The following is a 24,568-nucleotide window of genomic DNA, read 5'->3' as shown; positions in this document are numbered from 1 at the left end:
CACACCACAGCCCAAGGAAACTATGGATACTGAGAATCTCGTCGAATTCGCACGGTCAAAACTTCGAGTCCACGCGGATTCTCAAAAGGCCGCGGAAATGGCCGCGTATATGAAGACCGACCAGCCATTCTATGGTGTCTCAAGTCCCCTGCGCGCTGCGATCGGCAAAGAGCTCTTCGCGGCATTTATTCCGAAAACTCGGGAGGATTATGAAGCCGGAGTTCGAGCCCTCTGGAGTGGTGAGCATCGCGAGGAGCAATACCTCGCGCTCGGGTTTGCGAGAAAGTGGAAGAGATTCATAAGTTCAGATTCGTTGGAGCTTTATGAGGAACTAATCCGCGAAGGCGCTTGGTGGGACCTAGTCGACGAAACCACGTCGCACCTTGTGTCGCCGGTGCTTTTGAAGGAACGTGTATCGGTTAGGCCTCTGTTGGCTTGTTGGATCGATGATGAGTGCATGTGGATTCGACGGGCGGCAATCCTATCTCAGTTAAAACACCGGTCCGAAACAGACGAAGAGATGCTCTTTGATTTCTGTTTGAAGCGATCCCACGAGAAAGAATTCTTTATCCGAAAGGCCATCGGTTGGGCGCTAAGAGAGTATTCCTACTACGAGCCTGAGCGTGTGGAAGCATTCGTGACTAGGAATCGAGAGCTTCTGAGTGGGTTATCGTATCGAGAGGCGACGAGGGTTATAGAGAAAGTCAAAAAGGAGAAACGTGAATAACACCAGTGTGGAATCCTATCTTGCTGAGGGCTGTGGGCGTTGCGAGCATTACCAAACGCCCCAGTGTAAGGTGCATCTTTGGACTGAAGAACTCTTGGCTCTGAGAGAAATTCTGAGGTCCACAAGTCTTGATGAGACTATGAAGTGGGGGTCTCCTTGCTACACATTCGATGGTAAGAATGTGGCCATGATGGGCTCGTTTAGAGACTACTGTTCCATCAGTTTCTTCAAGGGCGTACTGCTTGAAGATCCCGAAGGTCTGCTCGAAGCTCCGGGGCCGAATTCAAGGCACGCGCGTTTGCTCAAATTCAGGTCTTTGGAAGATGTGGAGCGGCTGGCTTCGCAGGCTCTGAACTTCTTGAATCAAGCCGTGGAGATCCAAAAGAAGGGGCTCAAAGTGGATGCCGCTGAGGTTGAACCGCTGCCGGATGAGCTCGAGGCGAGGCTCTTGTCTGAAGACGGCCTGTGGGAAGCGTATGAGGCGTTGACGCCGGGGCGGCAACGTAGCTTCATCCTTCATGTCTCAAGTGCAAAGAACCCTGAGACCCGAGTGCGACGGGCGGAGAAATGCGTCCCAAAAATTTGGGCGGGAAAAGGCTTCAACGAGTATTAGCCTCGAGCTTCTAGGCTGCAACAATCTTGGGCTTTGGCCCCGCGATCTTGGGGAGGCCGGCATTCAGTTCAAGATAATGTTCGCGCAGGATTTGGGCGATTTCTTCATACCATGAGCCGTTTGGGGCGGTTTGTCTCCATTGCAGGGTAATCGTTCGGCCGGGTGGGCGTTTTCCAAAGCTTCGAGCTTGAACGCCTTCGCCCTGTCTCACCTCGGCAGCGAGTGCGCTCGCGGGCAAAAGGGTGGCCCCAAGTCCGCTCTCGACCATCCTGACAAGGGTGGAGATGCTCGCCGCGGTCACGGAAGTGGCCGGAGGCCTGCCGGCTCTGGCACAGACGTCTATGGCCTGATCTCTTAGGCAATGCCCGTCTTCCATCAAGATAAGGCTCGCTCCGGCCAAGTCTTCTGCATTGACCGAGAAAGGCGAGGAGAGGGGATGGCCAGTAGGTGCGAGTAGTACGAATGGTTCGATCACGACGTCTTTGCCTGAGAGGCCCGACGCGTCAAACGGTTGGGCCAAGAGTGCGAGATCGACCGCTCCCGACTTCAGATTTGTGAGCAGAGTTTCGGTTTGAATTTCTTGGATGGCGAAAGATACGTCGGGGAAGACCTTTCGGAGCTTCATGAGGAAACCCGGAAGCCCGTAAGGCGCAATGGTGGGAATCACTCCAAGCCTCACGGTACCTTGACGAATGCCTGCCGCGGCCTTTGCCGCGTTCATGAGTTCTTCGGTCTTGGCGAGTATCTCGCGTGCACGCCGAACGATCTCTTGGCCTGCAGGTGTTACGATGACAAGAGGCCTAGTTCGCTCGAAAACGGGGAAGCCCAGCAGGTATTCTACGTCCTTAATTTGTTTGGATAATGCTGGCTGGCTGACCCCGCAAGTCCTTGCCGCTTCAACGAATTGTCCGGTTTCGGCCAGTGCCACAATATATTCGAACTGTCTGAGCGTTGGGGTCATTATTTGTATAACTTTAAGTTATCATCATCATGATGATTATGTCTTTGAGTTTATAGCTCGGATATGGTCTAAGCTCAAGCATGGACCCTTGGAGGGCCCTTGAAGTCAAAGTCAGGTTCTTTGTATAGAAGGGCTACATCGTTTTCTTAACAGTTAAGAGGAGCAGCAATGAGTAGTGGAAAATGTCCCGTTCATGGAAATACATCAATGGCGAGCCGATCCAATCGTGATTGGTGGCCAAACCAACTCAATTTGAAGGTTCTTAGCCAGCAGTCGAACAAGACGAACCCAATGGGTGAGGATTTCGATTACCGCGAAGAATTCAAGAAGATCGATTATGACGCGTTGAAAGCTGATTTGACCGCGCTCATGACCGACTCACAAGATTGGTGGCCGGCCGACTGGGGTCATTACGGTGGTTTGTTCATTCGTATGGCCTGGCACGCGGCTGGTACCTATCGCACGGCTGATGGTCGTGGGGGTGGAGGAACCGGCAATCAGCGATTCGCGCCGCTTAACAGCTGGCCGGACAACGCCAGCCTGGATAAGGCGCGTCGCCTTCTTTGGCCGGTTAAGCAGAAGTACGGCAACAAGATCTCATGGGCCGACCTCATCATTTTGGCAGGCAACGTAGCCATGGAGTCGATGGGCCTCAAGATGTTCGGATTTGCTGGTGGTCGCGCAGACATCTTCGAGCCAGAAGAAGACATTTATTGGGGAAGCGAGGATACCTGGCTTGGCGACAAGAGGTACTCCGGCGACCGTGAGCTTGAGAACCCGCTGGCAGCTGTTCAGATGGGTTTGATCTACGTCAATCCCGAGGGGCCAAATGGTACACCTGACCCCGTCGCTTCTGGTCGTGATATTCGTGAGACCTTTGCGCGGATGGCCATGAACGACTACGAGACGGTCGCGCTGACCGCAGGTGGTCATACCTTTGGTAAGATGCACGGCAACGGCGACGCGTCGAAACTCGGGCCCGAGCCCGAGGGTGCTGACCTGCATGAAATGGGACTTGGTTGGATCAACCGCCAGGGCAAAGGGAATGCGGAAGATACGATCACGTCGGGACTCGAAGGTGCTTGGACACCAACGCCAACCAAGTGGGACATGTCCTACTTTGATATGCTCTTTGGATACGAGTGGGAGCTTGTGAAGAGCCCAGCTGGTGCTTGGCAGTGGCAGCCTAAGGAAGAAGAGGCACAGACTCTCGTGCCGGACGCTCACGTTCCAGGTAAGAAGAACCCACCTGTGATGACGACCGCAGATATGGCTTTGCGCATGGACCCGATCTACGAGCCGATCTCGCGCCATTTCCACGCAAACCCAGACGAGTTTGCGGATGCGTACGCCCGCGCATGGTTCAAGCTGACTCATCGCGATATGGGACCGAAGTCGCGCTACCTTGGGCCCGAGGTTCCAAAGGAAGACTTAATCTGGCAAGACCCGATTCCTGCCGTTGACCACGAGTTGGCCAACGCTGCGGATATCAAAGACTTGAAGGCTAAAATTTTGGCTTCGGGTCTTAGCGTAAACGAATTGGTGTACACAGCTTGGTCGTCTGCATCGACCTTCCGCGGCTCAGATATGCGAGGAGGTGCTAACGGTGCGCGTGTGCGTCTTGAGCCACAGCGCAACTGGGCCGTCAATGAGCCTGCTCAACTTACCAAGGCACTCGGCGTATTCGAAGGCATTCAGTCGGCTTTCAATGCTGCGAATGGCGCGAAGAAGATTTCGCTCGCTGACCTGATTGTGTTGGGTGGTTGTGCGGCGGTAGAGAAAGCGGCGAAGGACGCCGGGTTTGATATCGAAGTACCTTTCACTCCTGGACGTATGGACGCGTCTCAAGAGCAAACCGACGTGGAGTCGTTTGAGTACCTCGAGCCTGTTGCTGACGGATTCCGCAACTACCTGAAGCAGAAATACACCATTTCAGCTGAAGAGATGTTGGTGGATAAGGCTCAGTTGCTTGGGCTGACCGCGCCTGAGATGACTGTGCTCGTGGGTGGAATGCGTGCCCTCGGCGCAAACTTCGGGGGAACCAAGCACGGTGTGTTGACCGCAACCCCAGGCAAGCTCACGAATGATTTCTTCGTGAACCTCTTGGACATGGGCGTGGCGTGGAAGCCAACCAATGATGATGCGCTTGAGTTCGAAGGCCGAGATCGCAAGAGCGGAGCTGTGAAATGGACCGCGACCCGAGTTGACTTGGTGTTCGGTTCGAACTCGCAGCTTCGCGCACTCGCTGAGGTCTACGCTCAGAACGATAGCAAAGAGAAGTTCGTCAAGGACTTCGTCGCTGCTTGGAACAAGGTCATGAACGCTGACCGTTTCGACCTTCTCTAAACCTCTCTTAAAGAGCTTTGGCCCTTAGAGGAGTGGGGCGATGCAGGTACGTGTACATCCATCGATGTCACTGTTGTTCCCATCGTCACACTCCTCGTCGCCTTGCTTTATTCCATCTCCACAGAATGGGGCGCGCGTGCAGTCGGGGTTACACCCATCGTACTCGCCCAGATTTGCGGCTACGCCGTCGTCACAGGCTTCTGGGCCATTGACGATGCCATCTCCGCAGAAGTCGCTACGTGTCTGGCAATCCTCGGAGCACCCGCCGTAGGAGCCGTCATTGACGCCATCGTCGCAGGCTTCGTCAAGTGGTTGAACTACCCCGTCTCCGCAGAAGCCGGCGAGTGAGCAGTCTGGGTTGCAGCCACCGTAGGTGCCATCGTTTGTGCCGCCGTTATCGCATGCTTCTGGGCCATTGACGGTGCCGTCGCCGCAATAGTCGCCGAAGTTTAGGCAATCTTCCGAGCAGCCATTGTATGAGCCGTCGTTGACGCCGTCGTCGCAGACTTCGCTGATGGTCACGACGCCATCGCCGCAGGTTTCTACGCATGAGGAGCTTTTTCGGACAAAGCCCGTGAGCTCGATTTCGAAGTTGCTGGCGGTGGTATGGCGCTCAGCGTGGAAGATAACCATTTCGACCAGCGGTGTCGGGTTGTCTTGTGTGATGAGTGAGTCGAGATGGGCGCGGCATGACTCAACGATTGCACGTTGGGTAGCGTTTGGCTCTTGGCTTGGGTCGGCCAGATTCATCACCGCTCCGATTTCAGGATGGATCCCACCCACATCGAGGCAAAGTCGGCCGTCGATGAAGACCCAGAGGTCGTCGTCTCCTGAGAAACTAAGGACTTCGTCGCCTTCGTATTCGAAGAAGAAGCGCGTTTCGGTAGTGAAATTGAAGTTGTGGTTGGCTCCGTCATTAACGTTTGCATCAGAGGCACGCAGGGCCTCGGAGCCTTGTCCGACCCAGCCGTCATCGTCGATGGGGAAGAACCCGCTGGTGCTGTACGGAGGGAAACCCTGAGCGGTTGAGTCGTATGCAAAGGTGTCTTGGTTAGCGGCTCTGGATAGCGTGAGGAACCTTAGGACCTCGACATTCCAAGGGCTGGAGCTATCGTACCACTCGTCAAACCTTGCGCTGAACTTAGGGAGTCCGGTTCCATCAGCTGGGTTGGCTGCTGCATACGCCAGATCGGGCCTTCCATCGGGTCCAAGTTGTGGATTGACGATTCCAAAGGAGATTGAGCCGTTTCCATCATCGGGGTCATTGAAGTCAATGTGTCCATACTCTGTGGTGTTGTCGTCGTACCATTGAATGCCCTTGAAATCCCGGATGACGAGGGGAAGTGTAAACTCGGTAGGGAGAGGTTGTGGCTCGATGGTACACGTCCATCCTGGCTCCACAGTACAGTTCGCGGAGCATCCGTCCCCATCTCGCGTGTTGCCGTCGTCGCAAGGTTCCTGATTTGGTCCGGGCAGGATGACTCCGTCGCCGCAAATTGAGACACAGGCTCCACCGGAGCAACTCGGCTCGTTCTTGCAATCGGCCGAGCAGCCGTCGAAAGGTCGATTATTGCCATCGTCGCATTGCTCAGAGCCTTCCGTGTTTCCGTCCCCGCAAACTGTTTGAAAGCAGGACATATTGGCTGGACAGGCCCAACCGTCTTCAACGGTGCATGTGCTAGAGCAACCGTCCGAATCGTCAAGGTCGCCGTCATCACATTGTTCAAGGCCTGCGAGTATGCCGTCTCCGCACTGAGCGGCGCGGCAGGCGGCTCCGGGAATCGAGCATGCCCACCCTGCTTCAAGCTGGCACGTTGCCGAGCAACCGTCACCATCTTCCACATTCCCGTCGTCGCACGACTCTCCGGGACCGACCCGTCTATCGCCGCACACAACGGTGCTCTGGCAAGCGTCGCCTGGAGTTGGGCAGATGAAGTTTGGTTCGATCGTTTCGCAATTGCTCGAACATCCGTCACCATCTTCGGTGTTTCCGTCGTCACACGCTTCGTCGCCAGCCACGACTCCATCGCCACAAAGAGAGGCAGTACATCCTTCACCAGCGGTGTCACAAACCCAGCCTGGCTCGATTTCGCAGATACTCGAGCAGCCATCATCGCTTTCAGCATTACCGTCATCGCATTCTTCGTCGTCGGCTAATCGGCCATCGCCGCAGACCTCTGGAATCACGACTGGCGCGTCGTCCGTCAAATCCTCGGGCATATCGCCACAATTGGTGCAGCCCATATCGGTCATGGTCGGAGGTCCCGACGTGGTGTCATCGGCGCATCCTGCGATGAGCGAGAAGATGCCTGCGAAAAGGATCGGAAACGTGCGAAGGTGTTGCATATGTTTGGTCGCGCTTGAGGGTTCCTTAGAATCTCAGAGTTCCGTGTAATTTTCCAGTGGTAGAAGATGACAATTCGGAGACAAGAATGGGCATTGCAGAAAAGATGACGTTGGTCTTTTCGGGGAGCTTCCTCCTCGTCGGGTTGTTGACCGGGGTGTGGAAATACGCAGAAATCGCGAGGTCAGAGTCTGCGTCGGCCTCGCCGTATGTGGATATCGCGCATCGCGCTTCTTTGCTCTACGCCTTCGCGAGCCTGGTTATCCTTCATTTTGTGCAACTCTCGCCGTACGCCGAATGGATGACGATATCGTTTGCGGCAATGCCGCAAATTTTCTTTGCGTTGGCTATTCTCACGTATGTGATTCACGGGTTCTTGAAGGACACAGACAATCAGTTACGAAAGCCCTACCGTCTAGGGCGTGGCACACTTCCTGGGTGGGTGATTCATGGGTTTATGGTGCTTTTGATTTTGGCGGAGATAGGCGGCTTCCTCGCGCTATTCGTGGGGGCTATGCAGACCATCTTTTGATGGTTTGACAAGGGTTTGTGATTTGGAGTCGAATCGGAAATCGTATAAGGTGCAAACCCTTAGGAGGTCTTGATGGAATCAACGATGTATTGCGACAGTTGCAGACGATACTTCGACAACTCACTCATCGACTGTCCGGAATGCGATATGGAACCTCTCTTGGCTACCTCCGATCCTGAGGTGGTTGAGGTTTTGCGCCAACAGGACGAAATCGACCAACGTGCGCTCTCTCGCAAGTGGTCTTTGATTCCGTTGATATTGCCCCTCACGTTGTTTCTACTTGGGCTAGAGTACGCAAGTTTTCTACCGCCAGTAGTGATTGCGATGGCGGCCGTGGTCCTAGGAGTCGTGCTTCATCGAAAGTTTGGTTTCAAGCCACGGCCACTTCCCAGGGGTGGAGTATGAAGGTACCGAAGTCTGTTCTTACCGTTGCCTCCCTTAGTATTGGGCTCGGCGTCGTTATCTTAGGGATAGGGATTTGGGCCCTTTCCCTCGGTGACTTTCGGATGGGTTTTGCGCTCTTGACCGTAGGTTCGGTCACAGCTTTTTCCGCGTTGGAAATCGCGCGGGGAAAGACGCGTGGATACAATGACCTTTCTGTCGGACTCTTCTTGACCATCTTCTTGACCTTCCTGATGGCGCTCTTTGGCTTCATTGTTGGAGGCAGTCTCTCCGGCAAGGGGTTGGTATATACGCTTATTACGGGGGGCTTGTGTATGTTGAGTACAGGTATGCTTGTGGTGCTTCGATCTTCGTCAGTCTCCCGATGGGTTGTTGAACGACAGCTCGACGAAATCTAGGGTCTATCCATCAAGGGCGTAAATGCAATCTTCTATGTACTGTGACCGATGTCGGGAATTCTTTGAATCTCAAACGGATTGTCCGCGTTGCGAAGATGTGGCTGGGGATAGGGTTGCTGGTATCCTTTTTGGGTAGTTCTGTTTTTGCTGCTGCAATCGGACAACTCTTGGGCGACATCTTCAAGTTCAAACTACGCCCGCTGCCCACGCCAAAATCGGTGGAGGATACTTAGTGAACGTGGTGCATCGACGGTTGATGTGCCGAACCGGTGAGCTTTGTCCAGGTAGCAGCGTCCACAATATCCTGTTTGTAGGCGGCATGGCACGAGGTACATGCTTCGAGTGTATGCGTGGTAGCCCTCAAAACCTCCTTTGTGTCCTTTGTTTCGGCTGCTTCGCCAATCTTGTCTGCGCGCTTGTGAAACTCCAGGGCGAGTTCGGTGAAGCCTTCGGCACCAGCGCCCATGTGTTGACACATTTGGGCCATCTGAGGGGACGACTCAATGAGTTTGGACGACGCTTGAACACCCTCCCAATCGTCTTCAGCGAGGGCTTTGGTGATGCCCTGAATGGCCTCTAAGTGCTCCATCATGTTTTGTTTTTGGTGCCACGCCATCATGGGTTGGAGCGGGACTGGCGTCCTCGGGTCCATTTCAGCCAATTGCTGAAGGGCGGAACACCGTTCATCCATTGGTGGCGCGGCGGGCTCTTTTGTGGCTTGAGTCTCTGGCTTAGGTGCAGGCGAGGTCCGTGCTTCAGGCTTATGGTCACATGCCAGGGTCAAGAGTGCGGCCAGAATAATGATATACTTCATGGGTTTTCCTCTGAGGCCTCGGCTTGGAAAGCCGCAATGAGCTGATCCAATGCGTGCAAGACGGTGTTGGGGTTGGGCAAAGCTTCAAGGACGCGCGAGAAGTGTTCCGCGCTAGAGCGGTCCACCTGATTGGCGAGTCGAGAACCCTTTTCAGTGAGCTCAAGAACTTTTGAACGCCCGTCCTCCGGGTTTGGGATTCTCCTGATTTCGCCCAAATCTTCCATTTTTATGCAAAGACGCGACACGTTCGTTCGGTCAATATTGAGCCTTTCTGCGAGATGATTGACGGTCAGGGGACCGTTCTTCAGTTCGAGCAGGGTCCATGCGTGTGGCATCGAAAGTGGCGTTCCGCACGGTCTTCTCGTGTCGTCTAGCGAAGCATGGGTGACGATCAAGCTTCGGACTCGATCTCTCAGTATTTTAGCCTGCTCAGACACTTTCTAGCGCTCCTTCGATTCCGGATGCGCAGCTTGTGTGCGTTCGCACGCATTGTCAAGTGTCTTGCCCCAAATTCAGGGAGGCGGGAAGAATTCTTCGCACGAGGTCTGGCCGTCCACACCGGGTGTGCAATAGTTGTTGGCGGCGCAGTCAGTGTCTGAGCGGCATTCCGAGGACTCGTACGTGCAGTGAAATCCAATGAATCGACGATTGCACGGGTCGAAGAATGGGTTGCACTCGGGGGATGCGCCTGCCGTGCAGTCTGCGTCGGTCTCGCATGTTGAGGCCACGCATCTCGAGGCTGGCTCGCGGAAAACTCCGGCTGGAACACATACTTCGGACTCCGAACAATCTGCGTTGGATCCACAGGAGTCGTAGATGCAGACGTTCGCGAATTCGGGTTGGGCACCACCGCAGTAGAAAATGGGCCCGAGAACGCACGAGCCGCCCGCGGATTCAGTGCAATCGGTATGTTGGCAGCATTGGTCTGGGTCTTCGATGGTGCCGCAACCAGGCGCAGCCTCCTGAGGCTGCTTGCAGGTGTGCCAGCCAGTCGCCGGGTCATCGGTTCCAAATGAGATACATTCTCCGGAGTCACACGGCTCGTCGTCCGAGCAGGTCCCTCGTGTGCCGGTTGGGCCTAAGTCAGCCGCGTCGGGGCTCATATCTGAGGGGTCGGACATATCGGCCGCGTTCATGTCTTCGGTAGATTGATCGGGCTCGATATATGCGTCGGGGCCGGCGTCCCATGGCATATAAAGCGACTTGTTGTGTACCACGATGGAGTTGGCCACAAAGTTGTGGAGTTCGTGCTCGACGGTGATGTCGAAAACCGTGTCTACGCCTGAGAACTTGGAGGTCGCCGTGACTTCCTGAACGCCAAACTCGGGCTCAATGGTTAGTAGTGATGTCCTCTTTCCAAGGAGCCAATCGCCTGCCGGTGCGTAGAGTTTTTCGACCGGGCAATAGACGGGGTGGTCGGTGGTAAGGCGAAGTTCTGTACTGCCGACTTGGATGCTCCCGACCTCTCGTTCAGCCGTTTGAATCACTGTGACGCGGGTCTCAATGAGTTCTCCAGTCTCTTCAAAAACCGAGTAGATCGGGTCTCCAACGGCGAGTTCCTCGATGGGTCTGGGGCCGGCGGGCGTGAGAACTAAGGTGCCTCGGGCTACGCAGGAAGTTTGTTCCATGCAGCTTGAGACGAGTAGTGCGGAGCTGGCAATAATCCATTTAGTCATCATTTCTTCTCAGTTAATTTAGGACTTTTACATCGAAATATGTCGAATAGAGATGCCACCGAAGCCCATCAGCAAACGTCGGAGAGCCCAACTCAACACTGCCGCCACATGAAAAATGAGTATCATCCACTCGTTCGCTGTAGCTAAAGTCTACAGATTTTGTGGTGTTTACTGTCTCGATGATACGCCGCAGGTCATCGAGGTGATTGGAATCCGCGCCCTCGGCCGGAGTAACCTTGGATTGATGACCGTCAAAGACGACCAACCCAATCGATTTCTCATCCTTTGAGATCTGCATCGTGAGCGGCAACGGTAGTGTTTCTAGTTCTTTAGAGCAGGGTTCGTGGGCCTTCTTACATCCGCTCCCACTGAACAAGAGAAAGAGCATTACGATTCTCGTCATCATTCCGCCTGCATACGCGTTAGTGATGACACTAATCGAAGTTTGCTCGAAATCCAAAGTGAAGTCCGATAAACGCTGTACTTTGGTTTGAATCGTCGAGGAAATCGATGGAAAACCCAGGTGTGAGATCAACTTGCTTCAGATGGAGAGTGGCGCCGGATGCTACCGAATAGCCGTGTGTAAACTTGGGTTGGCGGATATCCGGGTCCACCTCGTCATGCTTGCGCATATCGAGTGCGATTGGATTCACGGGTTGACTCACGTAGACAGCTGACGAGACAAAAGGGGTTACGTAAGGGTTCTTGTATCCCATGACTACCCCGACGTCCGGTGATACGAATCCACCAGCCGCGCTGAGGCCACCACCTAATCCTGCAGTGAAAGCCACGTAGTTTTCAACAACTTCGGGTGACCACTTTGCGCTCAAACGTGCCGTATAGATGTTTGGGTGGTGATCCTCGGCGATGTTGTGTTCCGCGTGGTCATCTCGTCCAAGAGATATCATGTTAAACTCGCCACCAACTTCAACTTCGTCGGATATACCTTGACTGACTTGGGCGCCAATTTTGACAAGGTCCGGCCCGAAGATTGCCCCATTCACGCTGGTTTGTATCTCCGCGGACGATGCTCCCTCTTCAAGGATACCTGGGGACTCGAGAGGGGATACGCGCGCGGGGGGAGAATAGAGGTAGGTTGAGCAGCCACCAGCGAGCCAGATGACCATAAGGAAAAACATTTTTGAAACTTGCATGAGACACTCCTTCGATAGTTGCGGGAGCGACTTCTGCAGACTGCGTGCCAAAAAGGACCGACCGGTCAGAATGTTATGCGGTGATGCAGTTGAGCCAGTGTTTGTGGGGTGTGCAGAGGTTGGGGGACATTTTGCTTTGTGGAGTAAGGGATGGCCAGAAGTGGAGTATTCGCTAAAGAAACGAAAAGGCGGTGAGCGTGAGTGTGGCGGCGAGAAGGCCGGTGACTACCATTTGGCTTGCGAGTTCGGGCTCAAGGCCTTCGGATTCTGCGACGATGGCCGCGGTGACCATCGGCGGCATGCCGGCCTGGAGGATGCCGATAGCGCGAATGGGGTCTTGGGTCTGAGTCAACGCGGCAAAGCCCAGAATAACCAGGGGTGCGAGGACGAGTTTCCACGTTAGTCCCACGGCGAGTTGCTCGGGCTTGTTCCAGCGAAAGCCTGTGAATTGAAGGCCGACAGCAAAGAGGGCGATTGGGCTCAAGGTCTGGGCGATGGCGTAGAGTGTGTCGTCCAGATAGGACTCAAATGGTGCCAGTCCCACATGTGCGAGGGCGAGTGATGAAAGGGCCGCGACGGTAGGCGGAAAGAGGAGGATACGCTCGGCAGCTTGACGCACGGAAAGCGTCTTGCCTGCGCCCCACGCGGCGATGGTGGTGCCGCCCAACGCTAGGGCCACAAAGCTCGACTGGTCCACAACCAGCGCCGGGCCAACCGCAGACTCGCCAAACACGAGACGCATCACGGGGAGCCCCACAAAGCTCGTGTTCCCGAGCCCCGCACATAAAATCATGGCCGCAATCTCTGCCTTGGACCACGACCTGAGTTTCCCAAATACGCCGATAGAAACCATGGCACCGACGAATACCGCGATACCCACGGAGAAGAGCCAGAGTGCGTTGATATCAAAGGTCATTCGCGGCAATTCACGAAGAATCATCGCTGGCAGAGCAATCCAGATGACCCAGTTTCGGGCCCAGGTATTCAAGCTTGCATGACCTGAGTACTTGGCGCGCAGCAGGGCGCCAAAACTGATGCAGATGACGAGTAGGACTAGAGTCGACACGTGCTTACCTATTCAGCACAGGAGATGACCACGCGTAGGGGTAGAAAATGGTGGCGAGTGCCCCAGCGGTCAGTGAGTACGTATACTCCTCGAGTGGAATTCCCAAAATGGAGATTCCAGAAAACTTTTCGACATTCCAGTTGAGGGCGAACACGTCCGGAATGAGTGCGGCGAGCACGAGGCAGATTGCTGTATAGACGGCACAAACGAGGCCACCGCCTTGCCAGGCGGGTCGCAAGAGGTCCCAGCGTTTGACGACGATGAAGACCGTCAGGCCCGCCATGATTATGGGCGATGCCCAAATCATGGGGATTCCTAGAATCAAGCAAAGAGCCACAAGGATGGCGCAGACGAGGAGCAATTTGCTGGCACGATTCGTCAAGAGTTTGATGGAGCTCGCTTTTGACTCAAGGCTCTTGCCCGTCGCCACGAACCATGCGCTCGAGGAGAAGACACCGAGGGCAGAAACAAAGAGGAAATCTTCGATACCGAATCCGATAATATCGACGAGGTCGAAGAGAAATTTTGGGGCCCAGTAGTCGGGATAGAACATCCACTCGGTGGTGGCGAAAGGTAGCGAAAGCAGGCCGATTCTGAGTTGTACGGGTCTGAGATCCTTTCGCAAGGCGATGAGAGCCGCTGATGGCACCCAGAGGAGGAGGCAAAGGACCAGGAACGGGTAGGTAGAGATTAGATCCATGTGAAGGCGATCAAGGTGCCGACGTAGCCGAGGTTTGCGAGAATTGAGAAGAAGACCACGATACTCAGTTGGAAATCGCCGGGTTTCGGTTGTTTAAAGGCGACCGCGGAGATGATGAAAGCGCAGGCGATGGGCACCGTCACGGACGTTCTTTCACCGAGGAGCCAGACGTGGAGCGCGCTTGCGGCGATGACGAGCCCAACGATGAGCCAGATAGCCATTTCGAGACCAAATTTCACGGGGATCGTGCGCTTATTGGACGCCGAATCCGAGGGGACGTCAGGTAGCGCCGTGGCGATGGCCGTGGCGAGGTTTAGCGGAAGGAGAATCGCGAGGTAGTCCCAGGGGAAGCCAAATAAATCTCCGCCTTGAGCCATGTAGCCGATAAGCGGCAGAACGAGCCCGACACCGAGGGTTTGTAGGAGCTCGCCGCCGCCTCGATACGAGAGCATTAGCGGCTTAAAGCTGTAGGCCCAGAGCAGGATCAGACCGGTCACTCCGATCGGGAAGATTAGCGGGTTCACAAGGTAGGCCAGCGTTGCAAGCAGGATGACCGAAAGCAGCACCATGGCTTGTGCAGCGCGGAGCAGGGTCTTTGGGGATAGGCTCTGGTCAACGAGTACCCTTGAGCCCCCCGAGAAGATTGTGAACGTATTATTCTGGGCGTCGGTGTCGCGGTCTGCGTAGTCGTTCGCCCAGACGATATAGAGTTGGTCCGTGATTCCAAAGAGTTGGACGAGCGCAAAAACGGTCCACGACCAGGTGTCAGTAGCCGCCCACGCGAGGACTTGGCCGAGCAAGAGCGGCAACGCGATGTAAGACTGGGACGGGAGCCGAGCCGCTTTTAGCCACGTGCGAATCATGAACTCACCTTGGATTTCCACTTCGACCCAAGAGTATCCCAAGCGCCCAGGGTGTAAGCTATGAAGAGTCCCGCGGACCACGAGAGATGTTTCGTGGCGTCGGAATCAAGGGCGAGCACAGCATGCCTTGGAATCAACATTTGTAGAACCTGATAGTCCGGCATGGGGAAGACGATTCCAGAAAAGAGCATGAGAAGGAACATCAAAGTAGATGCCATAACCATGGCTTGCGGAACCGATTTTGCGAGGCTTGCGCAAAGAACCCCGAGGCCCGCACACGCCGCAGCGTTGAGCAAGAGAACGAGGTGTGAGTTCGGTCTTTTGCAGCGGCAAAGAGGAGGTTTGCGAGTTTTACCTGACCGTCCGCGTCGAGCCCGGCATCGGGTTCATCGAGGAGCAGGATTTCTGGGTTGTTGAGCAACGCGAGCGCCAAAGAAAGGCGTCGGCGCATGCCCCCCGAGAGTGTGTGGACCTGGGCATTGGACTTGGTCTCGAGGTCAACACTCTTGAGTCGCTCTCGCGTGAGTGGGGAAGTTCCTAAAAGTTCCGCAAAGAGCTCGAGGTGTTCTGCGGGTGTTAGGTCCGGCCAGAGGCACTCATGTTGCGAGCACCAACCGATTTTGCCCCTCACGTCTATCTTGCCGGTTTTGGGGGTGACGAGGCCCGCAATAGCGCGGAGCAGCGTGGTCTTTCCGGCTCCGTTTGGGCCGAGTATGAGAACCCTAGCGCCCGAAGGGATGTCCAGGCTCAGGTTTTTGAGGGCGTGGGTTTCTCCGCGCTGAACATGGAGTTGGCGCAGGGAAAGGCTCATTTGGTGATGCCAAGTTCGGCAGCCACTTCTTCGCGAAGCTTGGCAAAGGGCTCCTGCCAGCGGGCCTCAGAATCGGTCTCCCATGCCTTTACGGGTAGGAGGTTTCGTTCGGCCAGCGTCTCGAAGAGTTTGGTTTCTTCGGAGGGTTCTCTCGAGAAGACGAAGGGGTTTCGAGGGTTTCCGTCCGGAAGCTTCGGATAGGTCTCGTCGTCTTCTTCGATGAGCTGGAGCAACTCCTGCCCGCGATTTTGGACGTGGTCCAGAAACTCCGGCGAAAAAGGCCCAAAGTCTGCACGTAATTCTGGGGCTCGACCTACCCATTTGGCCCAGTCAAACCCATATGTAAAGTCGTGCACATAGCGAAAGCGGATGATGGAGTTTTGCCCGTAAACCTTGTGGAATCCAACGATTTGCTCGGCTCGAAACCTCAGTTCGTTGGCGTCAGGGTATTCTGCCAAGAGTGCAGCTCCGAGGAAGTCAAAATCCCAAAAGATAGTCTCAGGGAAATGAAGTTGGCTTGCGTCGACAATGAGGGTCATAGACTCGAGCCAGGCCTTCTCAAGCTCGGTCGGGATCTCGAGTCGCGTTGCGATCTCAGAGGTGCAACGTGCGTGAGAGCCCCCAGGAGCCAGCGTGCGGCGTTCGTTCATAGATGTACCGCTAGGATGATGCAAATGGACAAAACGAGACCGTAACGCCAAATGGCGAGGTGTAGAGCATGCTTGTAGGAGCGTTGCTCGTCAAAGGCGTTGGTGAGCGCGTTGGAACTGAGTTTTTTCACGTCCCGCCAGTGAAAGTAGAGAAATGCGCAGGGAACGAGGGCTGCCCAAAGCGGCAAAAACCCGATCTTTGCGACGATGAGTGTGAGTACGATTGCTGTGGGGCCCATCAAGTCGATGACCATTCTTACGGTCTTGTTACCAAGCGCCGTCACAAAGGTAGTCTTCCCGCCAGCTCGGTCACTTTCTTCGTCGGAGAGTCCGCTCGCGAGTGCACTCGCGAGGCAAAGAGCGACCCAACCCCCGAGGATTGGCCAGGGCACAAAACGGGGGTCAAAGCCCATGGTGCTGGCGGCAAAGAGTGGGAGCGCAAGTCCAACGCCAAAGGTCTCTAGAAGTTCGCCGCCGCCACGGTAGTTAAGTTTTATGGGTGGAAGCGAATAGGCCACAAAGATGCCCACGCAGATGATTCCTCCGATTCCGAGGTTGGGGTTATCGAGGAGGCGCGCTGCGAGAAAACCCCACGCGATAGCGCCCAAACCCGCTAGACTTCCGGCCGTAAATACCTGATTTGCGCTCAGATAGCCGTCGTGGATTGTCTTGTGTGACGACTCTGGAAACATCTCTCTTTTGAACCGGTCTACGCGCTGGTCTGCCCAGTCGTTCATCCAGACGATGAAGAGCCCGAGGAGAATGGTGAAGACGTAGACGACTCCGACCGCCCGGATGTCCAGCCCGTTTGTGCTGATGCCCAAGGCCAAACCTAGCGTAGCGGGCACCAAGAGTTTGGGCCAGCTCGCCGGTTTAATAGAGAACAACCAGCGTTGGAATGTTGATTTGGAGTTCATGGTCCAGGCCTTTCAAGCGCATCAACTAGATGCGCCTGAAAGGCTTCAGATTCAGCAAAGATTAGCCGTGAAGGTTTGAGATGATCTGGTTCAGGGTGTTGCTTGGGCGCATGGCCTTGAACGCGAGATCGTCGTTCGGATGGAAGTATCCGCCGATGTCCACGGGGCTTCCTTGAGCGCCGATCAGCTCGGCGTTGATGGTCTCTTCGTTTTCGCTAAGCGCGCGTGCGACAGGCGTGAAGATCTCCTTAAGTTCGGCATCTTCTTCCTGAGCAGCGAGTGCTTCGGCCCAGAATTTGGCCACGTAGAAGTGTGAGCCACGGTTGTCGATTTGACCTACGCGTCGTGCTGGCGACTTGTCCTGAAGAAGGTACTGGGTGGTAGCTTCATCAAGGGTTTTGCCGAGAACTCGAGCGCGAGGGTTGTCGAATGTGTCTGCCAAATGCTCGAAGGACACGGCGAGCGCGAGGAATTCACCGAGGGAGTCCCATCGCAGGTAGTTTTGCGAGTTGAACTGCTGCACGTGCTTTGGAGCCGAGCCGCCAGCGCCTGTTTCGAAAAGACCACCGCCGTTCATCAGAGGTACGATCGAGAGCATTTTGGCACTGGTGCCGAGCTCAAGAATCGGGAAGAGGTCGGTGAGGTAGTCGCGAAGCACGTTGCCGGTGACCGAGATGGTATCTTGGCCTTTGACGATGCGCTCGAGCGAGAAACGCGTGGCGTCTTTGGGCGACTTGATATGAATCTCAAGACCGCTGGTGTCGTGGTCTTTGAGATAGGTGTTCACCTTTTTGATGAGCTGCGCGTCATGTGCGCGGTTCTGATCGAGCCAAAACACTGCAGGTGCGCCGGTTGCCCGAGCGCGAGAGATGGCGAGCTTGACCCAGTCTTTGACAGGAGCGTCTTTGGTTTGGCATGCGCGCCAGATATCTCCAGCTTGGACCGCGTGCTCGCTAATCACCTTGCCGTCTGCGTCGACCACGCGAACCGTGCCAGCTTTGGGGATTTCGAAGGTCTTGTCGTGTGAGCCGTACTCTTCGGCTTTCTGCGCCATGAGGCCCACGTTTGGAACGCTTCCCATGGTCTTCGGGTCGAGTGCGCCGTTGGTGCGGCAGAAGTCGATGACCTCTTGGTAAACGTCCGCATAGGAGCTGTCAGGGATAACAGCTTTTGCGTCTTGGGTCTTTCCTTCGGCGTTCCACATTTGGCCTGAGGTGCGGATCATGGCTGGCATGGAGGCGTCGATGATGACGTCACTTGGGACGTGAAGGTTTGTGATTCCTTTGTCCGAATCCACCATCGCGAGCGCTGGGCCGCGGTTGTAGGTGGCCTGAATATCGGCTTCGATTTCTGCTTTTTTGTCTGCTGGCAAGGTTTGGATACGCGAGACGAGGTCTCCGAATCCGTTCTTGAGGTCGACGCCAAGCTCGTCAAAGGTCTGGCCGTGCTTTTCAAAGAGTTCTTTGAAGAAGACGCGGACAGCGTGGCCGAAAATGATGGGGTCGGAGACCTTCATCATGGTGGCTTTCATGTGCAATGAGAAGAGCACGCCGCTTGCTTTCGCGTCTTCGACTTGCTCGCCGAGGAACTTGACGAGCGCGTCTTTGCTCATGGCGGTGGTGTCGAGGACCTCGCCTGCTTGAAGCTTGAGGCCGTCCTTCAGCACTTGAGTGGAGCCGTCTTCGCCGACAAGTTCGATCTTCACGGTGGTAGCGTCTTTGAGCGTGAGCGATTTTTCATTATGGAAGAAATCGCCTCCTTGCATGGTAGCGACGTGGCTCTTGGAGTCTTTGCTCCACGCGCCCATGGAGTGGGGGTTCTCACGAGCGAACTCTTTGACGGCTTTGGGAGCGCGTCGGTCTGAGTTGCCTTCGCGAAGGACGGGGTTCACGGCGCTGCCTTTGACCTTGTCATAGCGTGCGCGAACGTCCTTTTCTTCGGTGGTTTCCGGGTTCTCAGGGTAGTCGGGGAGTTTGTAGCCCTGTGCCTGAAGTTCTTTGATGGCAGCCACAAGCTGCGGCACCGACGCACTGATATTGGGCAATTTGATGATATTTGCCTCAGGTTTTTTGGTCAGTGCACCGAGCTCCGCGAGGTGGTCTTCGACGCGTTGTTCAGCGGTCAAAGCCTCAGGAAACTGAGAGAGGATGCGGCCCGCAAGCGAGATGTCTCGCGTCTCAACGTTGATTCCGGCGTGCTTTGTGAACGCCTGGATGATCGGGAGAAAGGAGTATGTGGCGAGCGCTGGGGCTTCGTCGGTCTTTGTGTAGATAATGGTGGGCTTGTTACTCATGGTCGCCTCTCTTAGCTGGAAAAGGGGAAGGAAAAACTGCCCACCTTAAAGCGCAGTTCATGCCATTTCGTCAATAGCCCGCACGGACAACTTCTTCCCGAAGTAAGTTTAGGAAGGTGGAAGTGCGGCACCACGCGAGCGCGAGGGCGTTTTCGTCCAAAGTGGCGAGCTCCCCGGTAAGCGTGCGTTCTTTGGGGCGCGAGGCGCTTAAAAGGGCAGAAAGCTCAGAACTCGCCCCGTTCATCATCCACGAAGAGAGCCTCGCCACGTCTCGTTGAATGCCTTGGGCGGCAGCCTGGGTTGCAATATGGCCGCCATATGCGGCAGCAACCACGCGGCGCCGCAATAGTTGGGCTGCCGACTCTAGATCGATGGCTCCAAACTGAACGGGGTGGGGCGCAGAGAGTTTGGCACCGGCGTATTCTGGCTTGATCGCATCGAGCCCAAAACTCAAACGGCCTTCAAACTCGGGTGGCAACTCAAGCGTGACTTCGCCTTCTTCGACGTCCAATTCGGGTGCGATGGCCAGAATCTCAATGGTATCGATCTTTGCGTCGACAAGTCGAACTACAGCCCTAAACCTTAGGCCCGGTGCTCGCGCGAGCATGCGCGTGTTGTCCGCATACTTGAGGGCCGCGACGAAGTTTGCCGGCACGGCTCTCAATATAGCGTTGTTTCCGTCAGCGTTGAGGCTCCTGACGATCAATGCATCCTGTGAGCCACCCAACACCTCAGCACAGATAAATAAGAAGTCGTATCCGGCACGTAACGTACCAGCCTGTTTGGCCTCAAAAATCGCCTGGATCTGATCTTTGAGCGCAATCTTAAACTTTGGATGTTCGGCTAGCGGAGTCCCAGAAGTAGTGACGGCCTTGACTTTTTGGCCTGAACCAAGACGTCCTTCGGGACTAGCCGTGGCGCCCTGAACCAGAAGTCCTGAGCGGCTGAGTTGCATCGGCGACATCGAGATATCGCCAATCGACAAGCCACCCTTCCATGCACCTGAAACACGCGAAGCATCGCCAGGCATCACATCCGAGAGCGTCCAACACTGGGTTCCATCGGTCAGATAGACGACTACGCCCGCGTAACCTGTGCGCGTTACGACGGGTTCTCCAAGAAGCCCCGAAAGTTTGAGCGAGCCGGCGTCCTCGTACTTTCGGCGTGCTCGTCCGACCCACTCCAACGAGGGCTTAGTTCGCAACATGTGCGCGACTAAGAGGAATTCGTGGAGTTCATCTGCGAAAAGTCCCCGGTCAAAAGCCGCCGATTTCTCACGGAAAAATCGCATGGATTCTGCGACCCTTTGGCCCGCCGCACTCAGGCGCCAAAGGCCCCGCAGGCGCGCCAGATGGAGCGCTCGTAAGATATCAGAATGTTGGGTCAACGTGGCATGTACTATGCCGCGCTCAAGGAGGTTTGCTGCCGCTTTCCATGCTATTTCTGCGGCTTCAATCTGTGCCGCATCGAGGCCTTCAAAAGGTGTTTCAGCCACCTCAACGGGCTCTGGTTGCGCTACTTCAATCGGGCTTGCGTCATCGAGCGCGAGCGTCTGTACTACGCTCAAGACGTGTAAACATCGAGGGCTCAAGAGGCAGGTGCACGAGACTTGCTCAGGGCTTGCGATGGATGGGCCGCTCAGTTTTACCGTTTGATCATCGGCTGCGATCACAAAATCAGCGCCGTCTTCTGTCCATTGCCAGGCGTTGGCAGCATCAGGTGCAGCATCGAATTTCTTGCGAATTCGGCCGGGTACGGCCTCGGTAATCTGCGCAAGTGCGTCCGGCGAGATGGTTGGCTTTTTCATTTCTTGCCTCGCATGACATCGCCGACCCATTCCGCAAGCTCCATCGGAGTGAGCGCCGCAACAGGCATACCTGCTGCGACCATTAGGCTCGCGAGCGCGTTGTTGTACCTTGGTTTGCCTGAGTCATCTAATGCCGCAAGACCAAGGAGGTGGACGCCGCTCTCGGCCAGAACACGCGCTTCGCGGACCATGCCGTCCGCCGACCAACCTTCTTCAAAGTCCGTGACCAGCGCGAGGATTGTGCGGTTTGGAACCTTAACTCGCTCTCTCGCGTACTTGAGCGCCTTTGCGATATGCGTACCGCCTCCAACTTCCACTTCTAGGAGGAGGGATAATGGGTCGTCGACAAGGTGAGAAAGGTCGATAACCTGGGTGTTGAACGCGATGAATGAAAGGCTGACTGAAGGCAGGCCTTGAAGGATCGAAGCCATGAGCGCGCTGTAGATGACGCTTGGTTCCATGGAGCCGGAGACGTCCACTACGATGGAGATATGCCAGTCCAGAGATCGTTTGGCACGAGTCTTAAAGTAAATCTTGTCCGGTACGATACGTGCCACGCCATCTTCGTCACGTCTCGCACGGTCTAAGTTCGCCCCGATGGTGCGTTTGAAGTCAATTGGACCGCCTTTTCGGCGAGTCGGGCGAGGGGTCGAAATGCCCGTTAAGGCAGGCATAATGCGGTTTGCGAGCTTTTTGACGAGGGCTTGAACGACCGAGCGAATCAAGGGTCTCAAATGCGCAATTTGTGACTCGGAGAGACTACCTTTGAGCGAAAGCAGGCCTTCCAGAAGCTCGATTGAGGGCTCTACGGGCGCGTTTTCGAGCTCGAACGCTACGGTTGCATGGCCCAGTTCGATGGCGCGCGCCATGACTTCTTCGCGGACTTTAGTACCAAAGAGGGCTTCGATATCTTCGGTCCATTCGCGCATGGAAGGATAGGCGTCTTCTTGGCCACCACCTTGCCCGATGCCGCGTCCTGATCCTTCGCCTTGGCCTTGCCCGTAGAGTTGGTCCAAGGCACGCGCCACCGAGCCTGCATTTTGCTGGCGGTCCTTCTGGCGCCCGAGGATGAGTTTCCAGCGGGTGAGGGGATCCAGCGAGTTCGAGGTGGCGCCCAAGGTTTCTTCAGGCGTCTGAACGTCTGTGAACTCCGCTTGTCTTGGCGCCTCAAAAATCTCCTGAGCACGCGTGAAGGCTCGATGGTCGGCTGTCTTAAGGAGCGCGATAAACGCTGCATTCTCCTCGAACTCAAAACCACGCGCACCGCGTGGGTCCAGCGCCTTCGGGAAGGCGTCTTGCAACGACTCGAGGAGTTGGTCACGTGCACCATAGGTCAGAACGTCAAAACCCTCGCGAAGGGCCGGGAGTCGCTCGAGAAACGCCTCGTCCTCAATGGTGTGAATCCGGGTCGAAATGCCGCGTAAATCCGAAGCATCGGACTCAAACATTCCCGAACCGGCAACGAGCAGACCCTTGATGCGACCGCTCATGGTTTGGCGGGCTGACTGGTCCACACCAGCGTCAATCCAGGCTCCTGTCTCTTCCACAAATCTCTCTGGCTCCAACTCATCACAGACGCGAAGCGCGAGGGTCGCAGCCCCCTGAATGAGTGGAGAGGCCTCGGTCCTAAACGTCTTGAGGGTATAGAAGAGGCGTCCAAGCCCGAGCGTTTCTTCTTCTCGCTGAGCCCGAACGAGGAGCACGATCTCCATAAGGTCTGCGGCGTCGCTCGCGTTTTCGCTACCGATCAAGCCCTCGATGGCGCGCAGTGCGGCTGCCAAGAAGGGGGCGCGGGGTGGCAAAACAAGCGTTGAGTCGGAGTTGAGGGCAGGGAAATGACCGCCGTGAATACGCTCGAAAAAGCGCATCAGCCCCAATAGGGCCGTCAGGTCTGCTTCGTTGACGAACTCAGTTTCAAGGGCGTCGAGCCGCTCTTGGACCATGTCCACGAGGCCGCAATCCGCGCATTCGGTCAAAACCCTCAACCTTTCCGAAGGCGTCAAGGATTCGTCGAGCTTGAGCTGGCTTTCTCTTCGCTGAATGGCACCGCGGGTGGCTTGTTCGAGTGTGACACCCCAAATGCCGGCGAGCTCCAACATGGCGTCGGTGCCTGGTTGCCATTGAATTTCCCACGATGTGGACACGGCTTCGGCGTTGCCGAGACCTTGAACTTGGCCTTCCTTGGCGTAAGGAATTGCGCATGACGCAAGGCGCTTCAGAGCGATATGGCGGTCGCGGTCGCGCGTATTTCGCATGGGCTCGAGTCTGAGCGTGGTGGGGGCCTCTGAACGTGTCGAAGGGCCGGGCAATCCGAGCTCGGAGAAGAGATTTTGCACATGGGCTGATAGCCCCGATTTTGGCGCCGCCGCTGGGATTTTCCCGCGTTCGCGCCCAACCATCACGGTGTCCATCGCGTTAGCCAAAATCCGTCCACGACCGCCGATTTCGCCCCTCGCGAGCGCTGACTGAATAGCTTCCACGACTTCCTGGCGGCCGGGGCCCGGGAGGTCGCGAAGGGCCGCCAAATCCATGGCCATACGTGAAGCCGCGTCAGCGTCTGGAACGCCTGCGATATGCCCAACACGGCGGATCTCCCGACAAATTTGCACGATGACGTCCGCAACGGTGTCATCGAGTTTGGCCTTGGCACGATGCGCCTCTAAGACCCGTTGCTGCCACATCGGATCGCGAATCCCGGCCGGATAATTTGAGCGCGAATCCAAGAGCTCAAAGGAGTACGGAATGAACGAGGTCACCATTTCGTGGGCCGCAGCGCTCAGATCTGGCGAGGAGTCTGGCGGTTTGGCTATCGCCGGTGCATGAAAAGACCCGATGACCATGGCCACACGTTTGCCCGGACACTCCGCGAGCACTTTGCGCATATGAGCTTCGCGAATCAGATCCACCTCAGGCACAACTCCCTCGGCGTCCTGGCGCAATGCCCAGCCGATGTAGAGCGCGCTCCTTCGAAGCGCCTCGGCGTCGGCATCCGCAGCGTGAACCTCGACCGCGCGGTCCCAAAGGCTTTCGAAATCCGGTGAATGAAAATGCGTCTCGAGTGCGGCTGAGATAGTGGGTTGGTCGGAGTGTTCGTGCGGCTCTCTGGCCAAATCCACGCGCACCCCTGAGGGTAGGTCACAGGGTCTGATCGGCACGCTGTGTGCCACGGCCCACTTCACGGCCGCAAACTCCGGAGAAAACTCCGCAAATGGATAGAAACTAAGGCCTCCGCCAGCCTTGTTTACCGACGCAAGGGCGACGGGGGCCTTAGTTTCCGAGTGTCCAAGCCATTGAAGCCAGGGCTCGAACTCCATGGGCAGTTCGATGAGAATGACGTCAGGGTTGAAGTCCGCCAAGAGCTCAGGAATCGCGGCCGCAAGTGCAGGCGAATGATGGCGAACACCGATGAGGAGCGGTGTCCTGCACGCCACGAGGTCGGCTAGTTCAGCCCTCGCGAGCTTCTCTAGATTTTGAGCGTCCTGGCCCATAGTTCC

The 24,568-nt window shown here is 55.8% G+C and carries 23 protein-coding genes; 6 read left to right on the top strand and 17 right to left on the bottom strand.

What is annotated here, in order from left to right; all coding sequences use genetic code 11:
- Positions 1-22 precede the first annotated feature (22 nt).
- Both FRD01_RS05480 and FRD01_RS05475 read left to right on the top strand, forming a co-directional pair.
- Positions 23-727 carry a DNA alkylation repair protein gene (locus tag FRD01_RS05480; protein WP_146958373.1) on the top strand — a complete coding sequence of 235 codons (705 nt, stop codon included), beginning with the start codon at positions 23-25 and terminating at the stop codon, positions 725-727.
- Positions 720-1,340: a YdeI/OmpD-associated family protein gene (locus tag FRD01_RS05475; protein WP_146958371.1), complete on the top strand. Its 621-nt coding sequence runs from the start codon at positions 720-722 to the stop codon at positions 1,338-1,340. Before FRD01_RS05480 ends, FRD01_RS05475 begins: the two co-directional genes overlap by 8 nt.
- A 10-nt stretch (positions 1,341-1,350) precedes the next feature.
- Here the strand turns inward: FRD01_RS05475 and FRD01_RS05470 are convergent, their stop codons facing one another.
- The gene (locus tag FRD01_RS05470) at positions 1,351-2,301 is read right to left on the bottom strand and encodes a hydrogen peroxide-inducible genes activator (protein WP_146958368.1); all 951 of its coding nucleotides are present in this window, start codon (positions 2,299-2,301) and stop codon (positions 1,351-1,353) included.
- 168 nt (positions 2,302-2,469) lie between these two features.
- On the opposite strand from FRD01_RS05470, the gene katG reads away from it, so the two are divergent.
- Positions 2,470-4,647: a catalase/peroxidase HPI gene (gene katG / locus FRD01_RS05465; RefSeq protein WP_146958366.1), complete on the top strand. Its 2,178-nt coding sequence runs from the start codon at positions 2,470-2,472 to the stop codon at positions 4,645-4,647.
- Positions 4,648-4,671: 24 nt separating this feature from the next.
- On the opposite strand, the gene FRD01_RS05460 is transcribed toward katG, so the two are convergent.
- Positions 4,672-6,993: a DUF4215 domain-containing protein gene (locus FRD01_RS05460; protein WP_146958365.1), complete on the bottom strand. Its 2,322-nt coding sequence runs from the start codon at positions 6,991-6,993 to the stop codon at positions 4,672-4,674.
- A gap of 86 nt (positions 6,994-7,079) precedes the next feature.
- Here FRD01_RS05460 and FRD01_RS05455 point away from each other — a divergent pair, with 86 nt between their 5' ends.
- From FRD01_RS05455 to FRD01_RS05445, 3 genes are all read left to right on the top strand, one after another.
- The gene (locus FRD01_RS05455) at positions 7,080-7,523 is read left to right on the top strand and encodes a hypothetical protein (RefSeq protein WP_146958363.1); all 444 of its coding nucleotides are present in this window, start codon (positions 7,080-7,082) and stop codon (positions 7,521-7,523) included.
- Between the two features lie 72 nt (positions 7,524-7,595).
- Complete coding sequence (locus tag FRD01_RS05450) at positions 7,596-7,928, top strand: hypothetical protein (RefSeq protein WP_146958361.1); 333 nt, start codon at positions 7,596-7,598, stop codon at positions 7,926-7,928.
- Positions 7,925-8,323 (top strand): hypothetical protein, encoded by a 399-nt coding sequence (locus FRD01_RS05445; RefSeq protein ID WP_146958359.1) that lies wholly within the window; start codon positions 7,925-7,927, stop codon positions 8,321-8,323. The genes FRD01_RS05450 and FRD01_RS05445 overlap by 4 nt, the downstream gene beginning before the upstream one ends.
- Before the next feature lie 229 nt (positions 8,324-8,552).
- Here the strand turns inward: FRD01_RS05445 and FRD01_RS05440 are convergent, their stop codons facing one another.
- The 15 genes from FRD01_RS05440 to FRD01_RS05370 form a co-directional block, all read right to left on the bottom strand.
- A complete protein-coding gene (locus tag FRD01_RS05440; protein WP_146958357.1) occupies positions 8,553-9,137 on the bottom strand; it encodes a cytochrome c in 585 nt (194 codons plus the stop codon).
- Complete coding sequence (locus FRD01_RS05435; RefSeq protein ID WP_146958355.1) at positions 9,134-9,574, bottom strand: MarR family winged helix-turn-helix transcriptional regulator; 441 nt, start codon at positions 9,572-9,574, stop codon at positions 9,134-9,136. The genes FRD01_RS05440 and FRD01_RS05435 overlap by 4 nt, the downstream gene beginning before the upstream one ends.
- A gap of 75 nt (positions 9,575-9,649) precedes the next feature.
- Positions 9,650-10,816: a Hint domain-containing protein gene (locus FRD01_RS05430; protein ID WP_146958354.1), complete on the bottom strand. Its 1,167-nt coding sequence runs from the start codon at positions 10,814-10,816 to the stop codon at positions 9,650-9,652.
- 10 nt (positions 10,817-10,826) lie between these two features.
- The gene (locus FRD01_RS05425; RefSeq protein WP_146958353.1) at positions 10,827-11,216 is read right to left on the bottom strand and encodes a hypothetical protein; all 390 of its coding nucleotides are present in this window, start codon (positions 11,214-11,216) and stop codon (positions 10,827-10,829) included.
- Between the two features lie 31 nt (positions 11,217-11,247).
- Positions 11,248-11,967: a hypothetical protein gene (locus FRD01_RS05420; RefSeq protein WP_146958352.1), complete on the bottom strand. Its 720-nt coding sequence runs from the start codon at positions 11,965-11,967 to the stop codon at positions 11,248-11,250.
- Positions 11,968-12,139: 172 nt separating this feature from the next.
- Positions 12,140-13,033, bottom strand: a complete 894-nt coding sequence (locus FRD01_RS05415) for an AEC family transporter (protein WP_146958351.1) — start codon at positions 13,031-13,033, stop codon at positions 12,140-12,142.
- A gap of 4 nt (positions 13,034-13,037) precedes the next feature.
- The gene (locus FRD01_RS05410) at positions 13,038-13,733 is read right to left on the bottom strand and encodes a lycopene cyclase domain-containing protein (protein WP_146958350.1); all 696 of its coding nucleotides are present in this window, start codon (positions 13,731-13,733) and stop codon (positions 13,038-13,040) included.
- The gene (locus FRD01_RS05405) at positions 13,724-14,596 is read right to left on the bottom strand and encodes a prenyltransferase (RefSeq protein ID WP_146958348.1); all 873 of its coding nucleotides are present in this window, start codon (positions 14,594-14,596) and stop codon (positions 13,724-13,726) included. The genes FRD01_RS05410 and FRD01_RS05405 overlap by 10 nt, the downstream gene beginning before the upstream one ends.
- Entirely contained in the window at positions 14,593-14,892 is a 300-nt protein-coding gene (locus tag FRD01_RS05400; RefSeq protein WP_146958346.1) for an ABC transporter permease, read from the bottom strand. The genes FRD01_RS05405 and FRD01_RS05400 overlap by 4 nt, the downstream gene beginning before the upstream one ends.
- Entirely contained in the window at positions 14,799-15,407 is a 609-nt protein-coding gene (locus FRD01_RS05395; RefSeq protein WP_146958344.1) for an ATP-binding cassette domain-containing protein, read from the bottom strand. Before FRD01_RS05395 ends, FRD01_RS05400 begins: the two co-directional genes overlap by 94 nt.
- A complete protein-coding gene (locus FRD01_RS05390) occupies positions 15,404-16,057 on the bottom strand; it encodes a ferrochelatase (protein WP_146958342.1) in 654 nt (217 codons plus the stop codon). The genes FRD01_RS05395 and FRD01_RS05390 overlap by 4 nt, the downstream gene beginning before the upstream one ends.
- The gene (locus FRD01_RS05385; RefSeq protein WP_146958340.1) at positions 16,054-16,974 is read right to left on the bottom strand and encodes a prenyltransferase; all 921 of its coding nucleotides are present in this window, start codon (positions 16,972-16,974) and stop codon (positions 16,054-16,056) included. The genes FRD01_RS05390 and FRD01_RS05385 overlap by 4 nt, the downstream gene beginning before the upstream one ends.
- A 61-nt stretch (positions 16,975-17,035) precedes the next feature.
- Complete coding sequence (locus FRD01_RS05380; RefSeq protein ID WP_146958338.1) at positions 17,036-19,267, bottom strand: NADP-dependent isocitrate dehydrogenase; 2,232 nt, start codon at positions 19,265-19,267, stop codon at positions 17,036-17,038.
- Between the two features lie 70 nt (positions 19,268-19,337).
- Positions 19,338-21,074 (bottom strand): hypothetical protein, encoded by a 1,737-nt coding sequence (locus FRD01_RS05375; RefSeq protein ID WP_146958336.1) that lies wholly within the window; start codon positions 21,072-21,074, stop codon positions 19,338-19,340.
- A complete protein-coding gene (locus tag FRD01_RS05370) occupies positions 21,071-24,562 on the bottom strand; it encodes a DUF5682 family protein (protein ID WP_146958334.1) in 3,492 nt (1,163 codons plus the stop codon). Before FRD01_RS05370 ends, FRD01_RS05375 begins: the two co-directional genes overlap by 4 nt.
- Positions 24,563-24,568: the final 6 nt, after the last annotated feature.

The sequence above is a fragment of the Microvenator marinus genome (assembly GCF_007993755.1).
Lineage (GTDB): Bacteria > Myxococcota_A > Bradymonadia > Bradymonadales > Bradymonadaceae > Allomicrovenator > Allomicrovenator marinus.
This window is presented reverse-complemented; position numbering and strand designations above follow the sequence as displayed.